The organism is Variovorax dokdonensis (assembly GCF_030316895.1).
Lineage (GTDB): Bacteria > Pseudomonadota > Gammaproteobacteria > Burkholderiales > Burkholderiaceae_C > Variovorax > Variovorax dokdonensis.
This window is the reverse complement of sequence record NZ_JASZYV010000001.1, coordinates 302,640-326,759: the sequence shown is the minus strand read 5'-3', so window position 1 is coordinate 326,759 and position 24,120 is coordinate 302,640. Positions and strand designations below refer to the sequence as shown.

Genomic DNA, 24,120 nt, shown 5'->3' with positions numbered 1-24,120 from the left:
TTGAAGAATGAAACGACGCGCCCTGATCGCCGCCGGTGCCGGCAGCGCCATCGCCGCAGCCACCTGGCCCTTGCCAGCCCTGGCGGCAGGCTACCCTGACAAGCCCATCCGACTGGTCGTGCCATTCGGTGCGGGCGGCGTGGCCGACCTCACCGCAAGGGCGGTGGGCCAGGCGCTTGCCCCAAAGCTGGGGCAGAGCATCGTGGTCGACAACCGCCCCGGCGCCGGCGGCGTGGTGGCAGGCGACCTGGTCGCGAAGGCCGCGCCCGATGGCTACACCCTGCTGCTCATGAGCAACGGCACGGCAGTGAGCGAGGGCCTGTTCAAGAAGCTGCCCTTCGACGCACGCAAGGACTTCGCCCCCATTTCGCTGCTCGGTGAATTCGATCTGGCCCTGGTGGTGCCCCAGAACTCGCGCTTCAGGACCGTGCAGGAGCTTCTGGCCGAGGCAAAGGCCAAGCCCGGCACGCTCAACATCGGCAGCATCAACGTGGGAAGCACGCAGCATCTGTCGGCCGAACTCATCCGCATGGCGACGAAGGCGGACTTCCAGGTCGTGCCCTTCAACGGATCGCCGGCCGTGCTGACAGCCCTGCGCGGCGGACAGATCGATGCCTCGGTGGAGATCCTCGCGCCGCTGCTGCCGCAGATTCGCGCCGGCGCGGTCCGTGCGCTGGCCGTGCTGGGCAAACAGCGCTCGCCCTTCCTGCCGCAGGTGCCTACGCTTGCCGAAAGCGCGGGCGTGGCGGATTTCAACGTCGCCTCGTGGAATGCCTTGGCCGCACCGGCTGGCACGCCGAGCGAGATCATCGAACGCCTGGCCCGCGAAGCCCGCGCGGTGCTTGCCAGCGATGAGCTGCGCAAGCAACTGGCCGAACTCAGCGTGCAGGCCCGCTCCAGCACGCCTGCCGAACTTGCCCAATTGCTCGACAGTGAAATCAAGCGCTGGAGCGACGTGATCGCCCGCGCAGGCATCGCCAAGCAATAGCCGAAGGCTTCGGGTGCGAACATGAACGTCACTCTGGGCATCATCGGCTACGGCGAAGTCGGCGGCATCTTCAGCCGCGGCCTCGTGGGCAAGGCCGGCATCGAAGCCATCCACGTCTGGGACATCCGCCTGGAGGAAGGCCCCGCTGCCGACGGCGATGCCATGCGCTCGCGCGCGCAGGTCGATGGCGTCCATGTGGCCGCGAGCCATGCCGAGCTGTGCAAGGCGTGCAACGTGCTCATCAGCGCCGTCACCGCATCGAACACATTGGCCGTTGCCGAAGAAACGGCGCGGCATGTTCGACCCGGCACGCGCTTTCTCGATCTCAACTCTGCGTCGCCAGGCACCAAGCAGCGCGCCGCCGCCGTGCTGGAAGCCGCAGGCTGCAGCTATGTGGAAGCCGGCGTGATGACTTCGGTGCCGCCCTATGGCATTTGCGTGCCGATGCTGCTGGGCGGCCTCAAGGCGAACGAGCTGGCGCAGACCCTTGCGGACTGGGGCATGGATGCGCGGGTGGTGAGCGATCGCCTGGGCGTCGCCTCAGCCATCAAGATGAGCCGCAGCATCATGATCAAGGGCCTGGAGGCGCTGGTCATCGAAAGCTACGCAACGGCACGGCACTACGGCGTCGAAGAGCATGTGCTGCCAACGCTGGCGGAAACCTTTCCGCAGATCGACTGGGAACGCCAGGGTGCCTATTTCTTCAGCCGCGTCGTGCAGCACGGCAAGCGCCGCGCCGAAGAGATGCGCGAGGCCGCCCAGACCGTGCGAGAAGGCGGCTTCGATCCACTGATGGCATCGGCCACCGCGCACAAGCAAGCGTGGGTGTCGCAACTGGCCCAGGCCGGGGTGTTCGACGGCGTCGGCAAGGATGCCCGTTGGCAGGACTATGCGGACCGGTTGCTCGAGCAGATTCGCAAGGAGACCGACGGCTCCGCCTGAGCCGTCTCAGCGCAGCGAGCAGAAGCCCACCGACACCTTGCACGGCTCGGTAGGCAAGTGCGAATTGCATTGCTGCACGGCGTCCCGACGCGCGTCGGCCTCCGTCGGCGCGATGGCGATGCCCCATTCGCCAAAGTTGCCCACGGCCATGGCGCCGCAGCTGCGATCGAACGCGGTGCGAACCACGCAACTGCCGCGCGCACTCGTTGCGCGCGACTTGGCCAGTGCGCCTTCGCATTGATCGATGGCGGCCCGTTCCGCCGCCGCGCGCGAAGGCTGCGAAAAAGCGTAGCCGTAGCCGCCTTGCGTGCCTGCGATGGCACCCCACGCGGGCGGTGCATCGGCCAGCGCAACAGCAGGTAGGCCGAGGGCCGTGCACGACCAGAACAGGGCGCGGGCCGCGATGGTGGTGATGGCGTTGTTCTTCATGTTGACATCCGATCGCGCGACCCTGTGCAGGTTCCCCGCTTCGTTGAAGCCCGGTAAACCGGGCGGCAAAAAGACTTCGCCCTCCGCGATCGGCCACGCCTTGCGGGCGCGGGATCTCGGAGGGCGAAGATGACTGGATGAAGCCGGTTGCGTCAGTCGCCGCGATGGAAGCGCGACTCGGGCACCGTCTTCACGTCACCGGGCAGTGCGCTGATGTAGTTGGCCAGCTGCTTGATCTCGGCATTGCTGAACTGCTTGGCCTGGCCGCCCATCACCGCGTTGGTACGACCCACATAGCCGTGGGCGCCGCCGTCGCTCTTGTACGAGCGCAGGGCCGCGGAGATGTAGTCGGCGTACTGGCCAGCCAGCTTGGGTACCGTGCCGTCGTTGGGCGTGTTGAAGTTGGCGCCGTGGCACTTGGTGCAGCTGTTGTCCTTGTCGCGCGAGATGAGCGCCTGCACGGCTTCTGGAGCCTGTGCGGTGGCGGGAACGGCGTCGCCTTCCTTCATGCCGAGCTGCGCGTAGTAGGCAGACAGGTCGGCGATGTCCTGCTCGGACAGGGTATCGGCAATGGCGCGCATGCTGGGGTGCTTGCGATCGCCAGTCTTATAGGCCGTGAGCGCGGCCGTGATGTAGCTGGCGCTCTGGCCGGCGATCTTGGGCACCTTGTAGATCTCGGGAAAGCTGGCCTGGTAACCGATGATGCCGTGGCACCCGAAACACATGGCCGTCTTCTTGGCACCGTTTTCAACACTGCCCGTGACCTGCTGGGCATGGGCCACCTGTGCCGTCACGGAAGCGACAGCCAGGGCAAACATCGTGGACAACAACTTGTTCATTTTGCGAGCACAATCCCGTGGAGATAGCAACAGGTTTCCCGGCGAACCGCGGGCGATTATAGGGGGGGCAATTTGAGCGCCCTGTCGGGCTTTGCCCCAGGTTCCGCGCCTTTTTGATCCGCCTGTTGTTTCCGCTCCACCACTCCTGCCAACGGACTTGCCTTTCATGAAATTCAAGGGTTCAGACAACTACGTCGCCACACAGGATCTGATGCTGGCCGTGAATGCGGCCATCACGCTCAAGCGGCCGCTGCTGGTCAAGGGTGAGCCCGGCACCGGCAAGACGATGCTGGCCGAGGAAGTCTCCAGCGCGCTCGGCCTGCCGCTTCTGCAGTGGCACATCAAGTCCACCACCAAGGCGCAGCAGGGCCTGTATGAATATGACGCGGTCAACCGCCTGCGCGACTCCCAACTGGGCGACGAGCGGGTCAGGGACATCCAGAACTACATCGTCAAGGGCGTGCTGTGGCAAGCCTTCACGGCAGACCAGCCGGTGGCGCTGCTGATCGACGAGATCGACAAGGCGGACATCGAGTTTCCGAACGACCTGCTGCGCGAGCTCGACCGCATGGAGTTCTACTGCTACGAGACGCACGAACTCATCCGCGCCAAGCATCGCCCCGTTGTGTTCATCACCTCCAACAACGAGAAGGAACTGCCGGATGCGTTCCTTCGGCGCTGCTTCTTCCACTACATCAAGTTCCCGGACGCGGAGACGATGAAGAGCATCGTCGACGTGCACTTCCCCGACCTCAAGAAGGACCTGCTCGCCGCGGCGATGAAGACCTTCTACGACGTGCGCAACTTGCCCGGCCTGAAGAAGAAGCCCTCCACGTCCGAACTGCTCGACTGGCTCAAGCTGCTCGTGGCCGAGGACATCCCGCTCGAGGCGCTGCAGAGCAAGGACGACAAGGTCGCCGTGCCGCCGCTGGTGGGCGCACTGCTCAAGAACGAACAGGACGTGACGCTGTTCGAGAAGCTCGTGTTCATGCAGCGGCACAACCGCTGAGCGGCCCGTGGCTTCAAACGACAAGCGCGAAGCGCCGTCGACCGGCCGCCTGCTGGTGCAAGGCGTGTCGCAGGCCGTTGGCTTCTTCGTGGGCGCGCTGCTCGGGCGCTACCTGGGGCTGGCCCTTGGCTGCGATGCCTTTGCGCCCGGCTCTGGCTACTCGTCCACCGCGATCATCGGCATTGCGCTGATCGGCCTGGGTGGTGGTGCCGGCCTGCAGGCCGCACGAATCTGGTACACGCGGCGCTACGGCGATCCGCGCGAATGAGTCCCCGACGCATCCATCCATGAGCACATCTGCCTTCGTCGAACCCGTTACCCTCGCCGCCCGCGGCGTGAGGCTCGAGCCGCTTTCGCTGGGCCATGAAGCCGGACTGCGGCAAGCCGCAGAGGATGGCGAGTTGTGGAACATTCGCGTCACGTCGGTCCCCGAGCCGAAGGACACCCGCGACTACATCGAGCAGGCGCTTTCGATGCGCGAAGCCGGCAACCGCTTCGCCTTCGCGGTGATCGACGAAGCCAGCGGCACGGTGCTGGGCACCAGCAGCTATCACGACATCCTGCCAGCCGTGAAGCGCGTGGAGATCGGCTACACCTGGTATGCCAGGCGGGTGCAGCGCACGCACGTCAACACCACCTGCAAGCTGCTGCTTCTGCAGCATGCCTTCGACACGCTGGGCTGCCATGTGGTGGGCTGGCGCACCGACAACTTCAACTTCGCGTCGCAGGCCGCCATCGAGCGGCTTGGCGCGAAGAAGGACGGAGTCATCCGCGGCCACGCCCTGCGCCGCGACGGCACCATCCGCGACACCGTCATGTACAGCCTGCGGGCCGGCGAATGGCCGGAGGTGAAGGCGCAGTTGCTATACCTGCTGGACAAGCCGCGCTGATCACATCCGCGCAAGCCATGGAGCCAAGACCATGCTGATCGACTTCTTCTACACCCTGCGGGCGGCCAAGCTGCCGGTCTCGGTCAAGGAATACCTCACGCTGCTGGAAGCCCTGCAGTCCGATGTGGTGGGTCCCAACTCCGACGACGCGTTCGGCATGGACGACTTCTACTTCCTGTCGCGCACCGCACTCGTCAAGGACGAAAAGCACTACGACAAGTTCGACCGGGCCTTCGGCGCCTATTTCAAGGGCATCGAACTGGTCACCGACTTCACCAAGGAAGTGCCGCTGGACTGGTTGCGCAAGACGCTGGAGCGCGAGTTCACCGACGAGGAAAAGGCCAAGATCGAGAAGATGGGCTGGGACGAGCTCATGGAGACGCTCAAGAAGCGCTTCGAAGAGCAGAAGGAACGGCACGAGGGCGGCAACAAGTGGATCGGCACCGGCGGCACCTCGCCTTTCGGACACGGCGGCTACAACCCGCAGGGCATCCGCATCGGCGGCGCGGGCAAGAACAAGAGCGCCGTCAAGGTCTGGGACCAGCGCGCCTACAAGGACTACGACGACACGCAGGAACTCGGCACGCGAAACATCAAGGTGGCCCTGCGCCGCCTGCGCCGCTTCGCGCGAGAAGGCCACGAGGACGAGCTCGACCTGGACGGCACCATCCGCTCCACCGCCGCCAATGCCGGCTGGCTCGACATCCGCATGCGACCGGAGCGGCACAACAACGTGAAGGTGCTGCTGCTCATGGACGTGGGCGGCACCATGGACGAGCACGTGCATCGCGTCGAGGAGTTGTTCTCGGCCGTGAAGACGGAGTTCAAGCACCTCGAGTTCTATTACTTCCACAACTGTGTCTACGACTTCATGTGGAAGAACAACCGCAGGCGCTTTTCCGAGAAGTTCGCCACCTGGGACATCCTGCGCAAGTACAACAAGGACTACAAGCTCATCTTCGTCGGTGACGCGACCATGAGCCCCTACGAGATCCTCCAGCCCGGCGGCAGCGTGGAATACAACAACGAGGAAGCCGGTGCCGAATGGTTGCAGCGCCTCACGCACGCCTTCCCCAAGTTCGCATGGATCAACCCCGAGCCGCAAGGGGTCTGGCAATACCGCCAGAGCATCTCGGTCATCCAGCAGCTGATGTCCAACCGCATGTTCCCCCTCACCTTGCGTGGGCTCGAAGAAGCGATGCGCCTTCTGACCAAGTAGGAACGCGCCGAAAAAACGTAACCGGTTGACCAGTTCTGCCCGGGTGGCCCGTTGCCCGGTGTCAGAATCGACCAATGCTTCGGTTCTCGTCCGGCGCGCCGTTCCTGAGGCCGGTGCTCCCTTGCCTTTTGCTGCTCTGCGCGCTCCTCCTTTCGGGGTGCGGCATGCTTGCGACCAAGGACAAGGCCGAGGCGGGCACCGACACCGCGCCCATCGCCTCGGCCGGCCGGGCCGACGGCCGCGACGCCTTCTCGCTGGAGGTGCAGTCGCCCGACAGCAAGATCAGCGATTACCTCGAACAGCACCTCGAGCTGCAGCGCTACCGCCAGCTCGACGACCTCGGCGCCAACGAAGTGTCACGCCTGATGGTGGCCGCCGAAAGCAATGCGCGTGAATTGCTCAATACGCTGGGCTACTTCACCCCCACCCTCACACTGAGCCTTCAGGAAACGCCGGAGGACAAGAAGGCCCCGCGGCGCGTGCGCGTCGAGGTCGAACCCGGTCCGCTGACCAAGGTGGACAAGGTGGCGATCGAATTCGACGGCGCCGTCGCCGACGACCCCAAGGACGCGGCGCAGCGCAGCGGCATCCGCGCGGGCTGGCGCCTGCCGGCCGGGCAGACCTTCACCCAGTCGCGATGGGACGGCGCCAAGAGCACCGGCATACGCGCCTTGGCCGCCAAGCGCTATCCGCGGGCACGCATCAAGGACAGCCAGGCCGACATCGATGCCGATGCGGCCAAGGCCAGTCTTGCGGTGCGCTACGACTCCGGGCCCGCCTATCGCTTCGGCCCGCTGACCGTGAGCGGCGCGCAGCGCTACGACGTCGACGCAGCGCGTCGCATCGCCCGCCTGCCAGTGGGCCAGGACTATGACGAGCAAAAGCTCCTCGATGCCCAGCTGCGCCTGGCCAGCAGCGGCTACTACGACTCGGTCTTCTTGACGATGGACACGTCCGAGGGCGTCGACCCCAACGCTGCGCCGGTCACCGCGCAAGTGCGCGAAGCCCCGCTGCAGAAGGTGGTGCTGGGCGTGGGCTTTACGTCGGACAGTGGACCGCGCGTGTCGATGGACCACATCCACAATCAGATGCCGATCCTGGGCTGGCGCGCCGTCTCGAAGTTCTCGTACGACAAGAACACGCAACTGCTCAATACCGAATGGCGAGCGCTCCCCGACGATTCGGGCTGGCACTGGTTCGACCTGGGCGAGATCAAGCGCGAGAACAACGCGGGCACCTACACGGTCGACAGCGCGCGCATCCGCAGCGGCCGTGCCAAGGCCGACGGCCACATCGACCGAAGCGTGTTCGCGCAATACGACTACTCGATGAGCAAAGGCGTCGACCCGCCGCCGTCGGCGAGTTCGCTGAGCATCAACTGGGGCTGGACGGGGCGCTACTTCGACAACTCTGCCGCGCCGACCAAGGGCATGGGCTTGGCGGTCGAACTGGGCTTGGGCTACACCCTGCTGGGGGAACGATTGCCCTATACCCGCGCCTACGGGCGGTGGCTCGGCATCCTGCCCATCGGCTCGGTCGACACCCCGACGGGCGCGGCGCGAAGGCCCCGGCTGGCGATGCGGCTCGAAGGCGGAGCCGTGAGCGCCAAGGACGAAGCCCAGATCCCGCAGACGCAGCTCTTCCTTACCGGCGGCGACACCACGGTGCGCGGCTACAGCTATCGCCAGATCGGCGTCGACGCGGACAACGGCCAGATCCTCGCGGGCCGCTACCTGGGCGTGGCCAGCATCGAGTGGCAACAGCCGATCGTCTACGACCAGAAGCTCACCGACTACGAGGGCGTGCTGTTCGTCGATGCAGGCAGCGTGGCCGACCGGCCCGGCAACCTACAGCCCAAGATCGGCGCCGGCTTCGGCGTGCGATGGCGTAGCCCCGTCGGCCCGGTGCAGGCCGATCTGGCCTACGGCTTCGACGTGAAGGACGTGCGTCTGCACCTTCGCTTCGGCTTCACGTTCTGAACCCCGATGACCGACCCGCAAACGCCCGACAACGACCGAGCGACCGAGACGCCGCCGGTGCCGGCTGCCGCCGCCGGCAATGCGCCCGGCCGCGCCATGCGTGGCGCGCGCTGGGCCAGTCGGGCGGCCTGGGGCATCTGCGGCATCTTGCTGCTCTTGATCGGCCTGGTGGGCGGCATTTGGGTCTGGACGGGCACGGGGCAGTCACTGGCCTATGCACTCGCGCAGGCGGCGCGCTACATGCCCGAAGGCATGACGCTCGAGTCGAACGACGTGACCGGTTCGTTGCGCAAGGGCGGCCACATCGGCCGATTGCGCTGGCAGAGCCCGACGCTGGCGGTCGAGGTCCAGGACGCCACGCTCGGCTGGAGCCTGCCGGCGCTGCTGCACCGCAAGCTGAAGCTGGGCGAAATCCACATCGCGCGCGTCGACATCGAACCGCTCGGGCCCAAGCCCGAGGACGACAAGCCGATCGAGCCGCTCACGCAATTGGCCCTGCCGATCGACATCGAATTGCCGTTCAAGGTCGACGCCCTGCGCTGGGCAGGACCGCCCGAGCTGGTGGCCCTCGCGCTGTCCGGCGAGTACCGCTACGGATCCGGCGAACACCGTCTGAAGGTCGACGGCGTGGACATCGCGGACGGTCACTACAGCGCCGAGCTGAATCTGCAAGGCGCCGCACCGATGGCGCTCGACCTGCGCCTGCTGGGCCGGGTCAGCGCGCCGCTGGACGCGCAGCGCCGCATCGAGGTTTCCGCCAAGGCGAGCGCCAAGGGCAACCTGTCGGGGCCGGATGCGCGGCTGCAGGTCGAGGCAGAAGTCGCACCGACCGAGCAGGCCGAAGGCGAACCCATGCGCGCCAACCTTCAAGCCGAAGTGGCCCCCTGGCAGCCACAGCCGATCGTCAAGGCCGATGCCACGCTTCACCAACTGGACCTGGCGCGCCTGTGGCCGCAGGCGCCCGCCACATTGCTGACCGGCGAAGTCCACCTGGGCCCCGATGCAGCAGCCGGCCCACAGGCCTGGCGCGGCAGCGTCGACCTGCGCAATGCCAACGCCGGGCCTTGGGACGAAGGCCGCCTGCCGCTCGATCAATTGCAAGGCGAGGCCAGCTACGACGGCCATCAATGGAAGCTTCCACGTGCGGTGTTCCGGCGCGGCGCCGGCAGCGTGGAAGCCACGGGCAATTGGCGACCGGCGCCCGAACCCTGGCAAGCGCAGGTGATCGTGCGCAAGCTGTCGCTGGGCGATCTGCATACGAGACTGGCCGGCGCGCCACTGGACGGCAAGGTGCAGGCCAACCAGCAGGATGGCGGACGCATCGACTTCTCGGCCGACCTGCAGGCGCAGGGCGGCGTGGGCGCCAAGGCCGCAAAGGGCGACCCGCTGGGCGGCCTGCGGCTGCGCAGCCTGGTCGCGAAGGGCCAATGGCAGGACGAGCAGCTCATCCTGCAAAGCCTGCGCGCCGAGGCCGCGGGCGGCGTTCAACTGGACGGCCAGGGCAAGGCCCGGCCGGCCAGCCAGTCGGGCCAGGGTCAAGTGGCGCTTCGGCTGCCTGGCCTGGAAGCCAAGCTGAAGGCGGACATGGCGCCCACCAAGGGGCAAGGCGAACTGCAGGCGCAATTGGCCGACATGGCCGCGCTGCAGCGCTGGGTCGAATCGCTGCCGGGCCTGGACGAAGCCTTCGGCGGCCAGTCGATGCAAGGCACCGCTCGGCTCGATGCGAAATGGACGGGCGGCTGGCAAACCCTTCAGCAGCGCCTCTCGGAACCCCAAAAGCCCGCGCCGGCGGGAAGCCCCGAGCCCACACTGCGCGCCACGCTGGAAGCACCCAAGCTCGGCACGCGCGGCAGCGCGCCGCCGGAGGCCAGCGCCTGGCAAGTGAGCGGTTTGCGCGCCGAAGTCGACGGCAGCCTGGCGAACGCGCAGTTCGCGCTGTCGGGCGACGTGGCCGCGGGTGCTCGCCATGCGTCCCTGGCGCTCAAGGGCAGCGGCGGCCTTCAGGGCGTCAACCAATGGCGCGTGGCGCTCGCATCGCTCGATGCGCAGTTGCGGCCCGATGTCCGGCTGCGGGCACTCCCCTGGCTCGTGCGGCTCGAGCAGCCCGTGGCGGGCACCGTTCGCGTGCAGGGCGATGCATTGCAGTACGAGGGTCAGGGCTCGGCCGCACGCATCACCGGGCCCTTGCCGGGTACCGTTCAGATTTCCTGGGGCGCGACACGCTTCTCGCGCAGCGGTCCGCCCGATCGGCGCGCAGTCCGGCTGCAGTCGACCGGCCGCCTTGCCGGCCTGCCGTTGGGATGGGCTCGCGCCTTCGGCTCCGGCACGCTCGAAGAGATGGGCATCAGCGGCGATGTGGTGTTCGAGGGGAGCTGGGACATCGATGCGGGCGATCAATTGCGCGGCAAGCTGCAGGTCCGGCGCACCAGCGGCGACATCCAGGTGCAGGCCGGCGAGGCGGCGATGGTGCGGCAGATCCGCAGTACCGGCACCGGCCTGCCTTCGCAGATCACGACCGACGCCTCGGCCAGCGGCAAGGACAGTCCCGGCACGCCGGCCGGGCTGAAGCAGGCTCAGCTGACCGTTGAAGCGCAAGGCGCGGACCTCAACGCTGACCTCGTCTGGGACAGCGAACGCGCGGGCGTCGTGCGCGCGCAGGCATCCACCCGCCTCGCGCGCGGGTCCGACGGTTGGCTCTGGCCGGCCGACGCACCGATCGACGGCAAGGTCGAGGCACGCATGCCCAAGCTGGGCGTCTGGTCCATCCTGGCGCCGCCGGGGTGGCGGGTGGGCGGCACGCTGAACGCGCAGATGACGCTGTCCGGCCGCCGCGACGAGCCGCGCTGGAACGGCACGCTGTCCGCCGACGACCTCGCACTGCGCGCGGCCGTGGAGGGCATCGACCTGCGCAACGGCAAGCTGCGCGCCACGCTGGAAGGCCAGCGCCTGGTGCTGCAGGAATTCAGCCTGCAAGGCGGCCCGGGCAGCACCGTGCGCATTCCCGGCCGCAGCGGCAACCTGAGCACCAAGAGCGAGCAAGCCGTTGCCGACGGCGGCAGCCTCATGCTTTCAGGCAGCGCCGCGTGGGGCCAGGGCGCGGGGCAGGACAACACGGGCGGCAGCGGCATCCGCATGGACATCCGTGGCGAGGTCAAGCGCCTGCGTGTGCTCGTGCGCGCCGACCGGCAAGTCACGCTCTCGGGCGACCTTCAGGCTGGTCTGGAACGGGGCAAGCTCACCCTGCGCAGCAAGCTCACCACCGACCGCGGCGTGATCATCCTGCCCGCCTCCACCGCGCCCAACCTGGGCAGCGACGTGAAGATCCATTCCGCCGCCCGCGCCAAGGCCGAGCAGGAAGAAGCGGCGCGCAAGGCCAAGGAGGCCGTGAAGCAGGAAGAAAAGGCGGCCATACAGCAGGCTCGCACCGCGCAGCCGCCCGACATCCTCATCACCCTGGACCTGGGTCGCGACTTCGCGGTGCAAGGGCACGGCATCACGACGCGCCTTGAGGGCCAGCTCGACATCCGCGCCAACAGCACCAGCGGGCCGCCGCGAGTGACCGGCGAAGTGCGCACGGTCAACGGCGCCTATCGCGCCTACGGGCAGCAACTGGACGTCGAGACCGGCATCGCGCGTTTCAACGGCCAGGTGGACAACCCGCAGTTGGACATCATCGCCATCCGGCCCAACATCGATCAGCGCGCTGGTGTGCGCATCAGCGGCACCGCGCTGGCGCCACGGGTCAACCTGTATTCGGAGCCGCCGCTGTCGGACGCGGAAACCCTGTCGTGGATCATGCTGGGACGAGCCTCGGCCTCCAACGGTGGCGAAGCCGTGCTGATGCAGCAGGCGGCGCTGGCCCTGCTGGGTACGCTCGGCGCCGACCCCAGCCAAGGCAGCATCGCGCAGCGCTTCGGGCTCGACGAGATCGGCTTCAAGGGCCCCGGCGACGAGGGCGACCTGCAAGAGTCGTCCGTCACCCTGGGCAAGCGACTGAGCCAGGACTTCTACGTCACCTACGAACGCAGCCTCGCCGGCACGATGGGCACGCTGTACCTGTTCTACGACCTCACCCAGCGCCTGACGCTGCGCGGCCAGGCCGGCGAGGAATACGGCGCGGACCTGATCTACACGATCAAGTACGACTGAGCGACAGACCGGCGATGCCGGCTGCGCTCCTACAGAGCGCGTCGGCAGGCGCCGACGCCATCCGCGCCCAGACTCGCTCAGTCTCGAAGACTTTGACAACCGGCGATCCAGGCCCGACGATCGCCGCCCAGCGTGATGATCCATTCCATCGCCCAACCTGCCCCATCCCGACGATGAACGGGCCCAAGCACCATCACCAATGCTGCATTGCCGGCGGCGGCCCGGCGGGCCTGATGCTGGGCTATCTGCTCGCGCGCGCCGGTGTGGATGTGGTGGTGCTCGAAAAGCATGCCGACTTCCTGCGCGATTTTCGCGGCGACACCATCCACCCTTCCACGCTCACGGTGCTGGACGACCTCGGGCTGCTGGACAAATTCCTGGCGCTGCCGCACGACGAGATCGAGGAGCTCACGGCGGACGTCTACGGCGAAGTCATCACCGTGGCGGACTTTCGCCACCTGCCCGCCCCGCGGCCCTTTCTGGTCCTGGTGCCGCAATGGGACTTTCTGGATTTCATCGCGGACGAGGCGCGCGCACTGCCCAACTTCAAGCTGCTGATGGAGACCAAAGCCGAGCGGCTGATCGAGCAGGACGGCGTTGTTGTGGGCGTAGATGCATTGGGGCCCGAAAGCCCGTTGCGGATCACGGCGGACCTGGTGGTGGCCGCGGACGGCCGGCACACCACGCTGCGCGAAAGCGCGGGCCTGCAGTCGCAGGACATTGGCGCGCCGATCGACGTGCTTTGGTTTCGCCTGCCGCGCGATCCCGAGCGCCATCCTTACCGTACCGGCGGCATCCTGCGCCCGGGCGCCATGCTGGTCATGCTGAGCCGCCAGAACTACTGGCAGTGCGCCTTCGTCATCCCCAAGGGCTCGCTGGCCGAAGTGCATGCTCAGGGGCTGGTGCACTTTCGGCGACGCATCGCCGCCATCGCGCCATTCCTGGCACCGGACCTCGATACGCTGACGGGCTGGGACGACGTCAAGCTGCTGAGCGTGCAGATCAGCGACCTGGCGCAGTGGTCGCGTCCGGGCTTCCTGTGCATTGGCGATGCGGCGCACGCCATGTCGCCGGTAGGCGGTGTCGGCATCAACCTGGCCATCCAGGATGCGGTGGCGGCAGCGAATCTGCTGGCCGCGCCGCTGCGCGAAGGACGGTTGACACCCGAAGACCTCGAAATGGTGCAAAAGCGCCGCCGCTGGCCCGCACGCGTGACGCAGCGGGTCCAGATCGCGATCCAGAACACCGTGCTCGCCCCCACGCTGGCGCGGGAGGAAGCCCCGGAACACCCGCCCGCCGTTGCGCGGCTGCTGCAGCGCTTTCCGCTGCTGCGGCGGCTGCCGGCGAGGCTGGTGGGCATCGGCGTGCGGCCGGAGCGGGTGCGCATCTAGCGCACCACGCGCCTCAGCCGAGCGAGCCGTTCACGCCCTCGATCAGCCAGTCCATCTTTTCCAGGACGGGGTCGTAGTTGTCGACGCCCTTCTCGAGCACCACCTTGCCGGTGTTGCTCTTGACTGGGCCGGTCCAGATGGGCTTGCCGGCTTTCAGGCTGGCGATGGCAGCAGTTGCGGCGTTGCGTGCCTGCTCGGTGGCGCCGGCACCGAAGGGGGTGCTGGCCACCATGTCCTTGTCGTAGCCGCCGAAGAATCGGTTGGGCAGTTTCTTGCCGGCAGCCAAGTCAGCGGCAAAGGATTTGTACACCGTCTCCCACTTGTTCTCTGCGCCGGTGATGAAGCCCTTGGGCGCCAGCTTGGCTTGCGAAGCGTTGTGTCCGCAGGACTTCACGCCGGCCTTCTCGGCCGTCTCGATCACGACCTTCGGGCTGTCGACATGGCAGGCGATCACATCGTTGCCGGCAGCTATCAGCGCGTTGGTGGCTTCGGCCTCGCGTACCGGCATCGACCATTCGCCGGTGATCACCAGTTGCACCACGGCATTGGGATTGACGGCACGTACACCTGCAGTGAAAGAGTTGACGTTGCGCAGCACGATGGCAATCGGCTTGGCGGCCACATAGCCGATCTTGCCGCTCTTGCTCGACAGGCCGGCAGCGATGCCGTTCACGTAGTGCGCCTGGTCCAGGTAGCAGAAGTAGCCGCCCAGGTTCATGGGATGCTTGTCGGGCGACCACAGCGACGTGGGATGGCGGAACTCCACCTTCGGATACTTCTTGGCCATGTCGACCATGAACGGGTCGAAGTAGCCGAAGGAAGTCCCGAACACCAGCGACGCGCCATCACTTTGGATCATCCCTTCCATGGTCTTGCGCACGGCCACCGTCTCGGGCACGTTTTCTTCCTCGACCACCTTCACGCCTGGCACCGCCTTCAGCGCCTGCGCGGCCACGGCATGCGCCTGGTTCCAGCCGTAGTCGTCGCGCGGGCCGACGTAGATGATGCCGACTGTCAGATCGGTCTTGGCCTGCACGCTGGATGTCCCCAGCAATGTGGACAGCCCCGCGGCGCCGGCCAGCGATGTGCCGGCGGCCGAGCCGAGCGTCGTGCCCAGAAAGCGGCGGCGATTCCAAGAAGGGGTGTGGGTCATCGGTCTTCCTTTGCGTTGAAAAAACTCAGGCGCGGCTTCGTGCGCCCTTGCGCGCCCGGCCGGTGGAGGTGGTGGCGCCCTCTGGCGAGACATAGCGCGACAGGATGCCGCCCAGGTCTTCGTCTACGGGCTTGCGCTCTGGCATCAGCGCTCGCTCCTGCACGTTGTCGAGGTGCGAGGCCATGAGGCGCAGCGCGGCTTTCTCGTCCTGGCGGCGGAACGCGTCGATCAAGGCCTTGTGCTCATCGATGCCGCACTGCGAATGGTGCGGATTGCCGTAGATGGCCAGGATCAGCGAACAGCGCGACACGAGTTCGGACACGTAGCGTTCGATCACCGGATTGCCCGACATGGCCGCCAAGCGGATGTGGAACTCGCCCGCGAGGCGCGCGCACACCGGAGGTGCCTGGATGCGCGCCGCTTCTTCCTCAGTGCGCACATGGCCGGTCAGTTCAGCGCCCATTGCTGGCGTCCAGCGCGTCATCACTCGGCGCACCACCTCCTGTTCGAGGCAGGCGCGTGCCTCGAACACGCTCTGCGCTTCGGCACGCGAAGGTTGGGCCACCGTGGCAGTGCGCTTGCGACTCGATGCCACCAAGCCTTCGGACATCAGCCGCGCCAGGGCTTCGCGCACCAGCGTGCGGCTCACTTTCAGATGCGTGGCCAACACGTCTTCGGGCAGCTTGGTGCCGGGCGAGAGGGCCTGCTCGATCACCGCGTGCTTGAGGGCCAGGTAGGCGGCTTCGGACTTGCTGGGTTCCGGTATTTGGATGGGCATTGCAGCTTTTCTGTACACAGCTCAGGTATTCCTGATTGCTAATGCCTGTATGCGAAAAGCGCGCCAGCCCTTGATTTGCCGGTTTGAGCGGTGGCGCACCGAATTGCACGGCGAACGTTCTGGAATTCGAGCCATCACGCACCACCGCAAGGCGGCAAGCCTTGCTTTGCACCAATTGCGCACTTGCCTTGTCCATCCCGCGGGACCTTTGGCGTGGCAGACATCTTGCATACGTGATCGGAAAAAGACGTACACATGAAAGGAATGCGATGAGCCAGACCCTGGTGCGACTGCGCCTGAACCAGCAGCAAAAGGAATTGCTGGACCGCTGCATGGCCACCGGCGATGCGACCGACCTGCAAAGCCTGGCCAGCCGGGCGCTGCGCGAATGGAAGGACGGCGTGCCTTCCGCGCGCCCCGCCTCGTCCGCTGCTCCAAACCTTGAGGGCCTGTCCAGCGAACGCGAGGTGCTGTACTCGCACATCATCGAACCCGGCACCGGCAAGGCGGTCGAGGTACTGGCCGGTCAGGTGCTCCGCATCGAGCAGGTCGAAGGCGGCCAATGCGCCGACCTGAACGTCTTCAACCTGCACGACTACAAGGAGTTCATGCACGTGGGCCGCACACGCACCCTGCACGGATTCAACCCTGGGCCGGGCGACTTCCTGTGGTCTGCCCCGCCGCGCGAGCGCGCCATGCTCTACCTTCTTGCGGACACGGTCCGCTGCAACGACGTGATGTTCCCGCGCTGCAGCGCCAACCTGTATGAGTCGGCCTACGGTTTTGCGCGCCACACCAACTGCCATGACATCCAGTCCGAGGCGCAGCGAGAGTACGGCCTGACGCCCGACGACGTACACGACTCGTTCAACCTGTTCATGAACACGGTGATCGAAGGTGCGCGCGGCCGCATCGAGCGCCAGACCTCCAAGGCGGGCGACCATGTGGAAATGCTCGCGCTGATGGATGTGCTGGCCGTGCCCAACGTCTGCGGCGCCGACGTCATGCGCACCAGCAACTTCTCGCTCAAGCCGCTGAAGGTCGAGATCTATAGCGCCAGCGAGCGCGACCGGGCTTCCTTGCCGGCAGTGCCGACATGGGACAGCCAGCGTACGCCAGCCGATTTCCGGCAACCGAACATCAAGACCGACCGGGCTCTGCGCCGGGACGACAACTACCAGCCGCAGTTCACCAACGTGCCGATCCTCGAGCGCGAGCACGAGGTGCTGCTCGACGATGAAGAACGCGCCTTGCTGGCATCGCTCGGCCTGCACCAGTTCTACGGCCAGGATCAGGCCGCACAGCTGCGCGACGTGATCTTCAGTTGGTGGGAAAAGCGCTACCTGGGCTGATGGCGGCCCCGCAGCGACCCGGGCCGGCAGGCGCAAACTGATAAAGTCGCTACCTGCCGTCCCTGTAGTTCAATGGATAGAACGGGGTCCTCCTAAGACTCAGATACAGGTTCGATTCCTGTCGGGGGCACCACAAGGCTGTTCCACGGGCCGCGGCACTGCACCAGGCCTGAAACCCCTTCTCAGACGGATCCGCCGATCAATCGAGGCAGCAGTTCCTGTTGCCCGCTCGACGTGACCTCTACCGCTCTGCCATTCGTGCGCCGCAGCCACCCCATCGTGGAGAAATGCTGGTACAGCTCCTCCGCCAGTTGGCCCGCAAGATGGTCGCGGCGTTCGGACCAGTCCAGGCAACGGTATGCGAAGCGCCGCCGCGCGTTCGGCGAACCCGGCTTCAGTCCCAGACCTTGGAGCCATTCCAGGCCGGAGGCCGTCAGCTCGAAGCCTGCGGGGGTCGATCTCAGACCTTCCTGGCGAAGAAGCGCGTCGAAGAGCGAAACGCCCAGCTGGCCCGCGAGGTGTCCATAGCAACAGCGCGCACGGCGCAGGCGAGCCCGATCAGGGTGTTCCCAGGCTCGATCGTGCGAGTCGCGCTCCGCGACCAAGGCCAGGGCCTCCAGCGCGTGGGCGACCTCGGCGTCCGCAAGACGGTAGTACCTGTGCCGGCCTCTTGGCTCACAGACCACGAAGCGCGCCTGCATCAGCTTGCCCAGGTGCCCGCTGGCCGTGGCCGCTGTGATCGACGCGGCCTTTGCCAGTTCGCTGGCGCTGGCGTACTCGCCGGACAACAGATACGCGAGCATGCGGGACCTTGCAGGGTCGGCCACGATGGCCGCCACACGCGCCAGGCGAGGCTCATGGGGAGTGTTCATCGAAGATTCTCTCGATCAGGGCGTCACCTCGCGGGCGACATTGCGCGTCGACGGGACATCTTCGAGCCATGTCCGCTCCTCCCGCAATATGAAGCGCTGTGCCTGGGCGAACTGGAAGTTGGCCCGGCCCTCGGTATCAGACTTCAGCTTGGCGCGGTACCGTTCGTAGGCCGCCATGTCTTCGAAGCCGATCAAGCCCCAGCCGACGTCGTTGCTGCCTTCGTGCGGCAGGAAGTAGCCGATGAGGTCGCCCCCGCAGCGCGGAATGATGCCGCCCCACGCCTGCGCATAGCGCTCGAAGTTGTCGCGCTGGAAGGGGTCGATCTGGTAGCGGATGAAGCAAGTGACGGCCATAGATCGGGTTCAAGTTCGTTGGAGGGCGAACCCGAGTGTGCGGCAGGCTTTGCGCTGAATGCTTCGGTACGGACCGAAGTGTTGGAGGATGTCGATCACCGCCAGCGCCTAGGCGGTTCAGGGCACAGGCGCGGGCTGTTCTAACGGTTGTCGAGCAGATCCGCCACTTGGACACTGCCCGCGCCGTCCTGCTGAGCCACGAGCGGCGCCGCTTGCGGATCTGCGGCGCAGTTCGCCTCGGCACTGAAGTCCGCCGCGCTGGCCTGCAATCTGAACGCCTCGCGCTTCTCGAACCGGGCGCGGGTGTCGTAGGTCTGGGCGGCAACGCGGTTGATCATCTGCTCGGCATCGCCACGGCGCTCTGCGCCCAACTGGTTAATCACACAGGACATGACTGCCACTTCGCGTTCTGCCATGGGCGCGGTATCGCTCACCTGCGTGAGGTCGACCGTCAGCACCGCCTGCATGCTGCGCGCCATTCTCAATGCAGCATCGCGAAGCTTCGCGTCACGGCTGTACTGGCTGGCGATGAAGGCATCGACATCGTCGCGCACGCCATTGCCATCGGCGTCCGATCCGGCAGTGTCGATCGCGACAGCGGGCTTAGGAGTGGTCAGCGGCTGCATGCCTTTCAGCGTTTCCATCTCGCTGCCCTCACCATGCCGACTGGTCGCAAAGGCCACGAGCCCCGGGCTGGCAACCAGGGCCAGCGCGAGCACCCAGGCAGGTTTAAAGACAGAACGGGCGAACAACATGGCAATGAGAAGAGGCCGACGATGAGACCGAGTCTCGAAGGCGGCGCGGCGCAGGCGCGTCAGCGGCCGAGCGCAGCGCATGTCAGCGCAAGTCGACACTCACGCCTTGGATGAAGTCGAATCTATGCGTTCAAGCGATCGACCACGGCCGCCAGGGCTGCGCCAGCCGGCGCCTGCACCTTGAGCGCGAGCAGATCGTCGGCGCGCGTGCGTCCGAGGTTCAGCGCCGCAATCGGCAGGCTCGCCGCGGCGGCGGCCTGTGCGAACCGGAAGCCCGAATAGACCATCAGCGACGAGCCGACGACGAGCATGGCGTCCGAATCGGCCAGGGCCGCGCGCGCGGCGGCGACACGATCGGGCGGCACGCTTTCGCCGAAGAACACCACGTCAGGCTTCAGGATGCCGCCGCAATGCGGGCACGGCGGCACGAAGAACTGCGAGAAATCGAGGCCGTGCAAGTCGGCGTCACCATCGGGCGCGGCCCTGGCCTCCAGGGCCACCCAATCGGGGTTGCGTGATTCCAGCTGTTCCTGGAATTCAGCGCGCGGCAGAGTGCGCCGGCATTCCATGCACACGACGGTGTCGATGCGCCCATGCAGTTCCACTGGCGATGCGCTGCCGGCAGCCCGATGCAGCCCATCCACGTTCTGCGTCAGCAGCAGGCGCACCCTGTCGCGCGCTTCGAGTCGGGCCAGCGCTAAGTGCGCCGCGCCGGGACGGGCGTTTGCCATCACGGGCCAGCCGATCATGCTGCACGCCCAATAGCGCTGGCGCACTGCCTGGCTGCCCATGAAATCCTGGTAGCGCACCGGCTCCGGCCGCTTCCAGTAGCCCTTGTCGTCGCGGTAGTCGGGGATGCCCGATTCGGTACTGACCCCGGCGCCCGTCAGCACGAAAAGCCGCCGATGCCGCTGCACGAAGTCGGTGAGTGCGTCGATGGCGGCGTCGGTCTGCATGTGCCCGGAGCATAGCGACAGCCCGACGCGATCGCTCGTCGCCTGGACGAATGTCGGTCAGGCCGCCAGGTCGTCTGCCTGGCGCGCCGGCTGATGGCCGCGCAGTGCTTGGATCTGCGCATGCAACTCCTGCGACCAGGCCCGGCGCTCCTTGCCTTGCGCATCCTGCACGTCGCCGAAGCACAGGTAGGCGGCCAGCGGCGGTGCGCTCAGCGTTCGCCAGACGGAACTGGCGAGCGTGTCGTCATCGATGTAGCGTGGCGCGAAGCTGGTCTGCCCTGTGGCCCGGTCGGCAAAGCGCAGGGCGGCAGGCTGCACCGGCGAGCAGGTGGAAATCGCAGCCTGCAGCAGGTTGGCATGGAATGGCAGCAGCGTCTTGCCATCGCCGGTGGTGCCTTCGGGGAACACCGCGATGAGGTCGCCGGCCTGCAGCGATTCGGCCATGTGATGCACCACGCGCATGGCATCGCGCCGGCGCTCACGCTCGATGTAAAGCGTGCCGGCACCGGTCGCCAGCTTGCCGATCAGCGGCCAGCCGCGGATGTCGGACTTGGCCACGAATCGCACGTGGCGCGCCGAGTGGATGACCAGGATGTCCAGCCACGATAGGTGGTTGACCACCAGCAGCAGCGGCCCTCGCGCAGGCGGCACGCCCTGCACCACGAGGGAGATGCCGAAGATCTCCAGCATGCGGCGGGACCAACGCTCGACCTCGCCGGCGCGCTCCTCAGGCGTCTGCCGCGGAAAGCGGAACGTGATGATGCACCACCCGCGTATTGCATGGCCGATGGCGAGCAGCAGCCGCCAGATGACGCGCAACGGCCGCAGCATCAACCCGACCGCGTCGGCACGGCCTGGCGGCCAGCTTCGTTCATGCCTGGTAGACCACGCGGCCGTCCACCACCGTGGTGCGCGTGCGCCCTTGCAGCGCGTAGTCGGCAAACGGCGTGTGCTTGCCCTGGCTGCGCAGCGCTTCGGGCTGGGCGCGCCACTCGACCGCCGGGTCGAACACGCAAAGGTCGGCCGCTTCGCCCACGGCCAGGGTCGCGCTGCCCTGGCCCAGCAGTCGTGCCGGCGCGGCCGTCACCACTTCCAGCGCACGGCGCATACCCGCGCCGCTTTGCTCGCCCCACTTGAGCGCCAGCGGCAGCAGGAGTTCGAGGCCGGTCGCCCCCACTTCGCTTTCGGCAAAGGGCAAGGTCTTCTCGTCCGCTTCGACCGGCGTGTGGTCGGACACCAGCGCATCGATGGTGCCGTCGGCCAGCGCAGCAGACAGCGCATCGCGGTCACGCTGCTGGCGCAGCGGCGGCGACACACGGGCACGGCTGTCGAAGTAGCCGATGTCAGTGTCGGTCAGGTGCAGCGAATTGATGCTCACGTCGCAGGACAGCGGCAGGCCCTCGGCCTTGGCGGCCCGAACCAGCTCGACGCCGGCGGCACTGGAGAGGCGGCACAGGTGCACCTTGGCGCCACTGGAACGCATCAGCTCGACCAGCGTGAAGATGGCAATGGTCTCGGCCGCCACCGGGACGCCCGACAGGCCGCGGCGCGTGGCCAGCGGCCCGCTGGCGACCACGCCCTTGCCCAGGTCGCGGTCTTGCGGCCGCAGCCACAACGTGTAGCCGAAGGTGCTGGCGTATTGCAGCGCGCGTTGCAGCACCTGCGTGTTGGCCAGAGGCACTTCGGCCTGGCCGAAGCCGACGCAGCCGGCCTCGGTGAGCGCGGCCATCTCGGTCAACACATCGCCCGACAGCCCGCGCGTGATCGCGCCCAACGGATACAGGCGCGCCAGCTTGAGCTTCTTGGCACGGTAGATGAGCATCTGCACCAGGCCGGATTCATCCAGGACCGGGTCGGTGTCGGGCGGCGACACCAGACTGGTCACGCCACCGGCCACCGCTGCCGCCAGTTCGCTGTTGAGCATGCCTTCGTGCTCGTAGCCCGGCTCGCGCACGCGCGCCTGCAGGTCGACCAGCCCGGGCGCGACGATGCAGCCGGCGGCGTCGACGGTGTGCTGCGCCTGGAAGTCGGCGGGAAGGTCCTTCACGCCGACGATGCGGCCCTTGGCGACGGCAATGTCGGCCTGCGCGTCCAGGCCGGAGGCCGGGTCGATCACGCGGCCGTTTCGAATCAGCAGGTTCATGGTGTTGTTCTTCTTGTGGGGGTTCAGGCTTCGTTGCCGGCCACGATGCTCATCACGGCCATGCGCACGGCGATGCCGAAGGTCACCTGCGGCAGGATCACGCTCTGGCTGCCGTCGACCACCGCCGAGTCGATCTCCACGCCTCGGTTGATGGGCCCCGGATGCATCACGATCGCATCCGGCTTGGCCAGTTGCAGCTTGTCAGGCGTGAGGCCGAAGGTCTTGAAGAACTCCTGGGATGACGGCAGCAGCGCGCCACTCATGCGCTCGTTCTGCAGGCGCAGCATGATGATCACGTCGCAGCCCCTGATGCCCTCTTCGAGCGTGTGGCAGACGCGCACGCCCATCTGCGCCATGTCGGCAGGCACCAGCGTCTTGGGGCCCACCACGCGCACTTCGGCGCAGCCGAGCGTGGTCAGCGCGTGAATGTCGGAGCGGGCCACCCGCGAATGCAGCACATCGCCCACGATGGCCACCGTCAGGTTGGAAAAATCCTTCTTGTAGTGGCGGATGGTGAACATATCCAGCAACCCCTGCGTGGGGTGCGAATGCCGGCCGTCGCCCGCATTGACCACGTGCACGTGGGGGGCCACATGCTGCGCGATCAGGTAGGGCGCGCCCGATTCGCTGTGCCGCACCACGAAGATGTCGGCCGCCATGGCACTCAGGTTGGCGATGGTGTCGAGCAGCGATTCGCCCTTGGCGGTGGACGAGCGTGCAATGTCGAGGTTGATCACGTCCGCCGACAGCCGCTTGGCCGCGATCTCGAAGGTGGTGCGGGTGCGGGTGCTGTTCTCGAAGAACAGGTTGAACACGCTCTTGCCGCGCAGCAGCGGCACCTTCTTGACCTCGCGGTCGCTCACGCTGGTGAAGTTGGCGGCGGTGTCCAGGATGTGGGTGAGGATGTCCTTGGGCAGGCCCTCGATGGACAGCAGGTGCAGCAGTTCGCCGTGTTTGTTGAGCTGGGGATTGCGCTTGTAGAGCACCGGTCAGGCTCCTTGCACGGTTTCGATCTTGAGGGAAAAGCCGCCCTTGTCGTCGCGGTCGAGCGCAACCGACTGGTCTGCCGGCAGTTCGAGCCGGGCGGCGGCGAAATCGGCGGCCACCGGCAACTGGCGCCCGCCCCGGTCGATCAGCACCGCCAACCGAACGCAGGCCGGACGGCCAAAGTCGAACAGTTCGTTGAGCACGGCGCGGATGGTGCGGCCGGTGTAGAGCACGTCGTCCAGCAGCAAGATGTCGGCGCCCTCCACCTCGAAGGGCAGCGAAGTCTGCGCGCTGGCGGACAGGCCGCGCCGCGCGAAATCATCCCGGTGCATGGCCGACGAAATGACGCCATGCGCGCCGGGCAGCTTGAGCTCTGGCTGCAGCCGCTCGGCCAGCCAGGCGCCGCCGGAAGTCACGCCCACCAGGTGCGTGCCGGGGCGAAGCAGCGACTTCACGCCGCCGACCAGCTCCGCATAGAGCGTCTCCGCGTCGGGGACCACAGGTTTCACGCCAAACTCCTCAGGAACTGTTCAAGGATGATGCACGCCGAGGCGGCATCGGGATCTTTTGCGCCGCCTGCCAGCGCCTCGGTGGTGCTGTAGCGCTCGTCGACCTCGTAGACGGGCAGCCCGAAACGTCCGCGCAACTGGCGCGCGAACTTCTCGGCGGCGCGGGTGTTTTCGTGCGGTGCGCCATCCGGGTGGCGGGGCACGCCGACCACCAGCGCGTCGGGTTGCCATTCGCGAATGCGGTCGGCCACCTTGGCAAAGCGTTCGTCGGCGCCGCTGGCGGCAATGGTGGCTTGCGGCGTGGCATTGGAAAGCAGCCTGTTGCCGCTGGCAACGCCAGTGCGCCGGGTGCCGAAGTCGAAGGCCAGAAAGGACTGCAGACGCGCCGGCACTGCCGCGGGCGAATCGGCATCCGCGCCGGTCATC

23 protein-coding genes and 1 tRNA gene are annotated in these 24,120 nt (G+C 66.8%); 11 read left to right on the top strand and 13 right to left on the bottom strand.

Annotated features, from left to right (window positions below):
• Positions 1-7: 7 nt before the first annotated feature.
• Both QTH91_RS01480 and QTH91_RS01475 read left to right on the top strand, forming a co-directional pair.
• On the top strand, positions 8-988 hold the full coding sequence (locus QTH91_RS01480; RefSeq protein WP_286658264.1) for a Bug family tripartite tricarboxylate transporter substrate binding protein: 981 nt from the start codon (positions 8-10) through the stop codon (positions 986-988).
• A 21-nt stretch (positions 989-1,009) separates the two neighbouring features.
• Positions 1,010-1,930 (top strand): DUF1932 domain-containing protein, encoded by a 921-nt coding sequence (locus QTH91_RS01475; protein ID WP_286658263.1) that lies wholly within the window; start codon positions 1,010-1,012, stop codon positions 1,928-1,930.
• Positions 1,931-1,936: 6 nt separating this feature from the next.
• Here the strand turns inward: QTH91_RS01475 and QTH91_RS01470 are convergent, their stop codons facing one another.
• Together QTH91_RS01470 and QTH91_RS01465 are read right to left on the bottom strand one after the other, a co-directional pair.
• Positions 1,937-2,359 carry a DUF4189 domain-containing protein gene (locus QTH91_RS01470; RefSeq protein WP_286658262.1) on the bottom strand — a complete coding sequence of 141 codons (423 nt, stop codon included), beginning with the start codon at positions 2,357-2,359 and terminating at the stop codon, positions 1,937-1,939.
• 152 nt (positions 2,360-2,511) lie between these two features.
• On the bottom strand, positions 2,512-3,198 hold the full coding sequence (locus QTH91_RS01465; RefSeq protein ID WP_286658261.1) for a c-type cytochrome: 687 nt from the start codon (positions 3,196-3,198) through the stop codon (positions 2,512-2,514).
• A gap of 166 nt (positions 3,199-3,364) precedes the next feature.
• Here QTH91_RS01465 and QTH91_RS01460 point away from each other — a divergent pair, with 166 nt between their 5' ends.
• The 7 genes from QTH91_RS01460 (at position 3,365) to QTH91_RS01430 (ending at position 13,835) form a co-directional block, all read left to right on the top strand.
• Positions 3,365-4,207 (top strand): AAA family ATPase, encoded by an 843-nt coding sequence (locus QTH91_RS01460; RefSeq protein WP_286658260.1) that lies wholly within the window; start codon positions 3,365-3,367, stop codon positions 4,205-4,207.
• Positions 4,208-4,214: 7 nt separating this feature from the next.
• On the top strand, positions 4,215-4,475 hold the full coding sequence (locus QTH91_RS01455) for a hypothetical protein (RefSeq protein ID WP_286658259.1): 261 nt from the start codon (positions 4,215-4,217) through the stop codon (positions 4,473-4,475).
• 19 nt (positions 4,476-4,494) lie between these two features.
• Positions 4,495-5,097, top strand: a complete 603-nt coding sequence (locus tag QTH91_RS01450) for a GNAT family N-acetyltransferase (protein WP_286658258.1) — start codon at positions 4,495-4,497, stop codon at positions 5,095-5,097.
• A gap of 31 nt (positions 5,098-5,128) precedes the next feature.
• Positions 5,129-6,316 carry a vWA domain-containing protein gene (locus QTH91_RS01445; RefSeq protein ID WP_286658257.1) on the top strand — a complete coding sequence of 396 codons (1,188 nt, stop codon included), beginning with the start codon at positions 5,129-5,131 and terminating at the stop codon, positions 6,314-6,316.
• Positions 6,317-6,390: 74 nt separating this feature from the next.
• Positions 6,391-8,295 carry an autotransporter assembly complex protein TamA gene (locus QTH91_RS01440; protein WP_438273539.1) on the top strand — a complete coding sequence of 635 codons (1,905 nt, stop codon included), beginning with the start codon at positions 6,391-6,393 and terminating at the stop codon, positions 8,293-8,295.
• Positions 8,296-8,301: 6 nt separating this feature from the next.
• The gene (locus tag QTH91_RS01435) at positions 8,302-12,444 is read left to right on the top strand and encodes a translocation/assembly module TamB domain-containing protein (protein ID WP_286658255.1); all 4,143 of its coding nucleotides are present in this window, start codon (positions 8,302-8,304) and stop codon (positions 12,442-12,444) included.
• A 173-nt stretch (positions 12,445-12,617) separates the two neighbouring features.
• A complete protein-coding gene (locus QTH91_RS01430) occupies positions 12,618-13,835 on the top strand; it encodes an FAD-dependent oxidoreductase (protein ID WP_286658254.1) in 1,218 nt (405 codons plus the stop codon).
• 13 nt (positions 13,836-13,848) lie between these two features.
• Here the strand turns inward: QTH91_RS01430 and QTH91_RS01425 are convergent, their stop codons facing one another.
• Together QTH91_RS01425 and QTH91_RS01420 are read right to left on the bottom strand one after the other, a co-directional pair.
• On the bottom strand, positions 13,849-14,988 hold the full coding sequence (locus tag QTH91_RS01425; RefSeq protein WP_286658253.1) for a BMP family ABC transporter substrate-binding protein: 1,140 nt from the start codon (positions 14,986-14,988) through the stop codon (positions 13,849-13,851).
• A 25-nt stretch (positions 14,989-15,013) separates the two neighbouring features.
• Positions 15,014-15,766 carry a GntR family transcriptional regulator gene (locus QTH91_RS01420; protein WP_286658252.1) on the bottom strand — a complete coding sequence of 251 codons (753 nt, stop codon included), beginning with the start codon at positions 15,764-15,766 and terminating at the stop codon, positions 15,014-15,016.
• A gap of 269 nt (positions 15,767-16,035) precedes the next feature.
• Here QTH91_RS01420 and QTH91_RS01415 point away from each other — a divergent pair, with 269 nt between their 5' ends.
• Positions 16,036-17,118 carry a DUF1989 domain-containing protein gene (locus QTH91_RS01415; protein WP_286658251.1) on the top strand — a complete coding sequence of 361 codons (1,083 nt, stop codon included), beginning with the start codon at positions 16,036-16,038 and terminating at the stop codon, positions 17,116-17,118.
• Between the two features lie 58 nt (positions 17,119-17,176).
• Positions 17,177-17,251 (top strand) — tRNA-Arg (locus tag QTH91_RS01410).
• A 49-nt stretch (positions 17,252-17,300) separates the two neighbouring features.
• Here the strand turns inward: QTH91_RS01410 and QTH91_RS01405 are convergent.
• The 9 genes from QTH91_RS01405 to ruvX form a co-directional block, all read right to left on the bottom strand.
• Entirely contained in the window at positions 17,301-17,990 is a 690-nt protein-coding gene (locus tag QTH91_RS01405; RefSeq protein ID WP_286658250.1) for an ArsR/SmtB family transcription factor, read from the bottom strand.
• A 15-nt stretch (positions 17,991-18,005) separates the two neighbouring features.
• Positions 18,006-18,344: an NIPSNAP family protein gene (locus QTH91_RS01400; RefSeq protein WP_286658249.1), complete on the bottom strand. Its 339-nt coding sequence runs from the start codon at positions 18,342-18,344 to the stop codon at positions 18,006-18,008.
• A 140-nt stretch (positions 18,345-18,484) separates the two neighbouring features.
• Positions 18,485-19,099: a hypothetical protein gene (locus tag QTH91_RS01395; protein ID WP_286658248.1), complete on the bottom strand. Its 615-nt coding sequence runs from the start codon at positions 19,097-19,099 to the stop codon at positions 18,485-18,487.
• 122 nt (positions 19,100-19,221) lie between these two features.
• Positions 19,222-20,055, bottom strand: coding sequence for an NAD-dependent protein deacetylase (locus tag QTH91_RS01390; RefSeq protein WP_286658247.1), 834 nt, complete (start codon positions 20,053-20,055; stop codon positions 19,222-19,224).
• Positions 20,056-20,112: 57 nt separating this feature from the next.
• Positions 20,113-20,886, bottom strand: a complete 774-nt coding sequence (locus tag QTH91_RS01385) for a lysophospholipid acyltransferase family protein (protein ID WP_286658246.1) — start codon at positions 20,884-20,886, stop codon at positions 20,113-20,115.
• A 40-nt stretch (positions 20,887-20,926) separates the two neighbouring features.
• Positions 20,927-22,198 carry a dihydroorotase gene (locus QTH91_RS01380; RefSeq protein WP_286658245.1) on the bottom strand — a complete coding sequence of 424 codons (1,272 nt, stop codon included), beginning with the start codon at positions 22,196-22,198 and terminating at the stop codon, positions 20,927-20,929.
• 23 nt (positions 22,199-22,221) lie between these two features.
• The gene (locus QTH91_RS01375) at positions 22,222-23,184 is read right to left on the bottom strand and encodes an aspartate carbamoyltransferase catalytic subunit (protein WP_286658244.1); all 963 of its coding nucleotides are present in this window, start codon (positions 23,182-23,184) and stop codon (positions 22,222-22,224) included.
• Between the two features lie 3 nt (positions 23,185-23,187).
• A complete protein-coding gene (gene pyrR / locus QTH91_RS01370; protein WP_286658243.1) occupies positions 23,188-23,694 on the bottom strand; it encodes a bifunctional pyr operon transcriptional regulator/uracil phosphoribosyltransferase PyrR in 507 nt (168 codons plus the stop codon).
• Positions 23,691-24,119 (bottom strand): Holliday junction resolvase RuvX, encoded by a 429-nt coding sequence (gene ruvX / locus QTH91_RS01365; RefSeq protein WP_286659579.1) that lies wholly within the window; start codon positions 24,117-24,119, stop codon positions 23,691-23,693. Before ruvX ends, pyrR begins: the two co-directional genes overlap by 4 nt.
• Position 24,120 lies beyond the last annotated feature (1 nt).

Coding starts and splice junctions, on each gene's coding strand:
- QTH91_RS01425 (WP_286658253.1), bottom strand. CDS start 14,988: ATGACCCACACCCCTTCTTGGAATCGCCGCCGCTTTCTGGGCACGACG.
- QTH91_RS01450 (WP_286658258.1), top strand. CDS start 4,495: ATGAGCACATCTGCCTTCGTCGAACCCGTTACCCTCGCCGCCCGCGGC.
- QTH91_RS01440 (WP_438273539.1), top strand. CDS start 6,391: ATGCTTCGGTTCTCGTCCGGCGCGCCGTTCCTGAGGCCGGTGCTCCCT.
- QTH91_RS01385 (WP_286658246.1), bottom strand. CDS start 20,886: ATGCTGCGGCCGTTGCGCGTCATCTGGCGGCTGCTGCTCGCCATCGGC.
- QTH91_RS01380 (WP_286658245.1), bottom strand. CDS start 22,198: ATGAACCTGCTGATTCGAAACGGCCGCGTGATCGACCCGGCCTCCGGC.
- QTH91_RS01405 (WP_286658250.1), bottom strand. CDS start 17,990: ATGAACACTCCCCATGAGCCTCGCCTGGCGCGTGTGGCGGCCATCGTG.
- QTH91_RS01435 (WP_286658255.1), top strand. CDS start 8,302: ATGACCGACCCGCAAACGCCCGACAACGACCGAGCGACCGAGACGCCG.
- QTH91_RS01390 (WP_286658247.1), bottom strand. CDS start 20,055: ATGCAGACCGACGCCGCCATCGACGCACTCACCGACTTCGTGCAGCGG.
- QTH91_RS01400 (WP_286658249.1), bottom strand. CDS start 18,344: ATGGCCGTCACTTGCTTCATCCGCTACCAGATCGACCCCTTCCAGCGC.
- QTH91_RS01395 (WP_286658248.1), bottom strand. CDS start 19,099: ATGTTGTTCGCCCGTTCTGTCTTTAAACCTGCCTGGGTGCTCGCGCTG.
- QTH91_RS01445 (WP_286658257.1), top strand. CDS start 5,129: ATGCTGATCGACTTCTTCTACACCCTGCGGGCGGCCAAGCTGCCGGTC.
- QTH91_RS01465 (WP_286658261.1), bottom strand. CDS start 3,198: ATGAACAAGTTGTTGTCCACGATGTTTGCCCTGGCTGTCGCTTCCGTG.
- QTH91_RS01475 (WP_286658263.1), top strand. CDS start 1,010: ATGAACGTCACTCTGGGCATCATCGGCTACGGCGAAGTCGGCGGCATC.
- QTH91_RS01460 (WP_286658260.1), top strand. CDS start 3,365: ATGAAATTCAAGGGTTCAGACAACTACGTCGCCACACAGGATCTGATG.
- QTH91_RS01415 (WP_286658251.1), top strand. CDS start 16,036: ATGAGCCAGACCCTGGTGCGACTGCGCCTGAACCAGCAGCAAAAGGAA.
- QTH91_RS01420 (WP_286658252.1), bottom strand. CDS start 15,766: ATGCCCATCCAAATACCGGAACCCAGCAAGTCCGAAGCCGCCTACCTG.
- QTH91_RS01480 (WP_286658264.1), top strand. CDS start 8: ATGAAACGACGCGCCCTGATCGCCGCCGGTGCCGGCAGCGCCATCGCC.
- QTH91_RS01430 (WP_286658254.1), top strand. CDS start 12,618: ATGAACGGGCCCAAGCACCATCACCAATGCTGCATTGCCGGCGGCGGC.
- QTH91_RS01470 (WP_286658262.1), bottom strand. CDS start 2,359: ATGAAGAACAACGCCATCACCACCATCGCGGCCCGCGCCCTGTTCTGG.
- ruvX (WP_286659579.1), bottom strand. CDS start 24,119: ATGACCGGCGCGGATGCCGATTCGCCCGCGGCAGTGCCGGCGCGTCTG.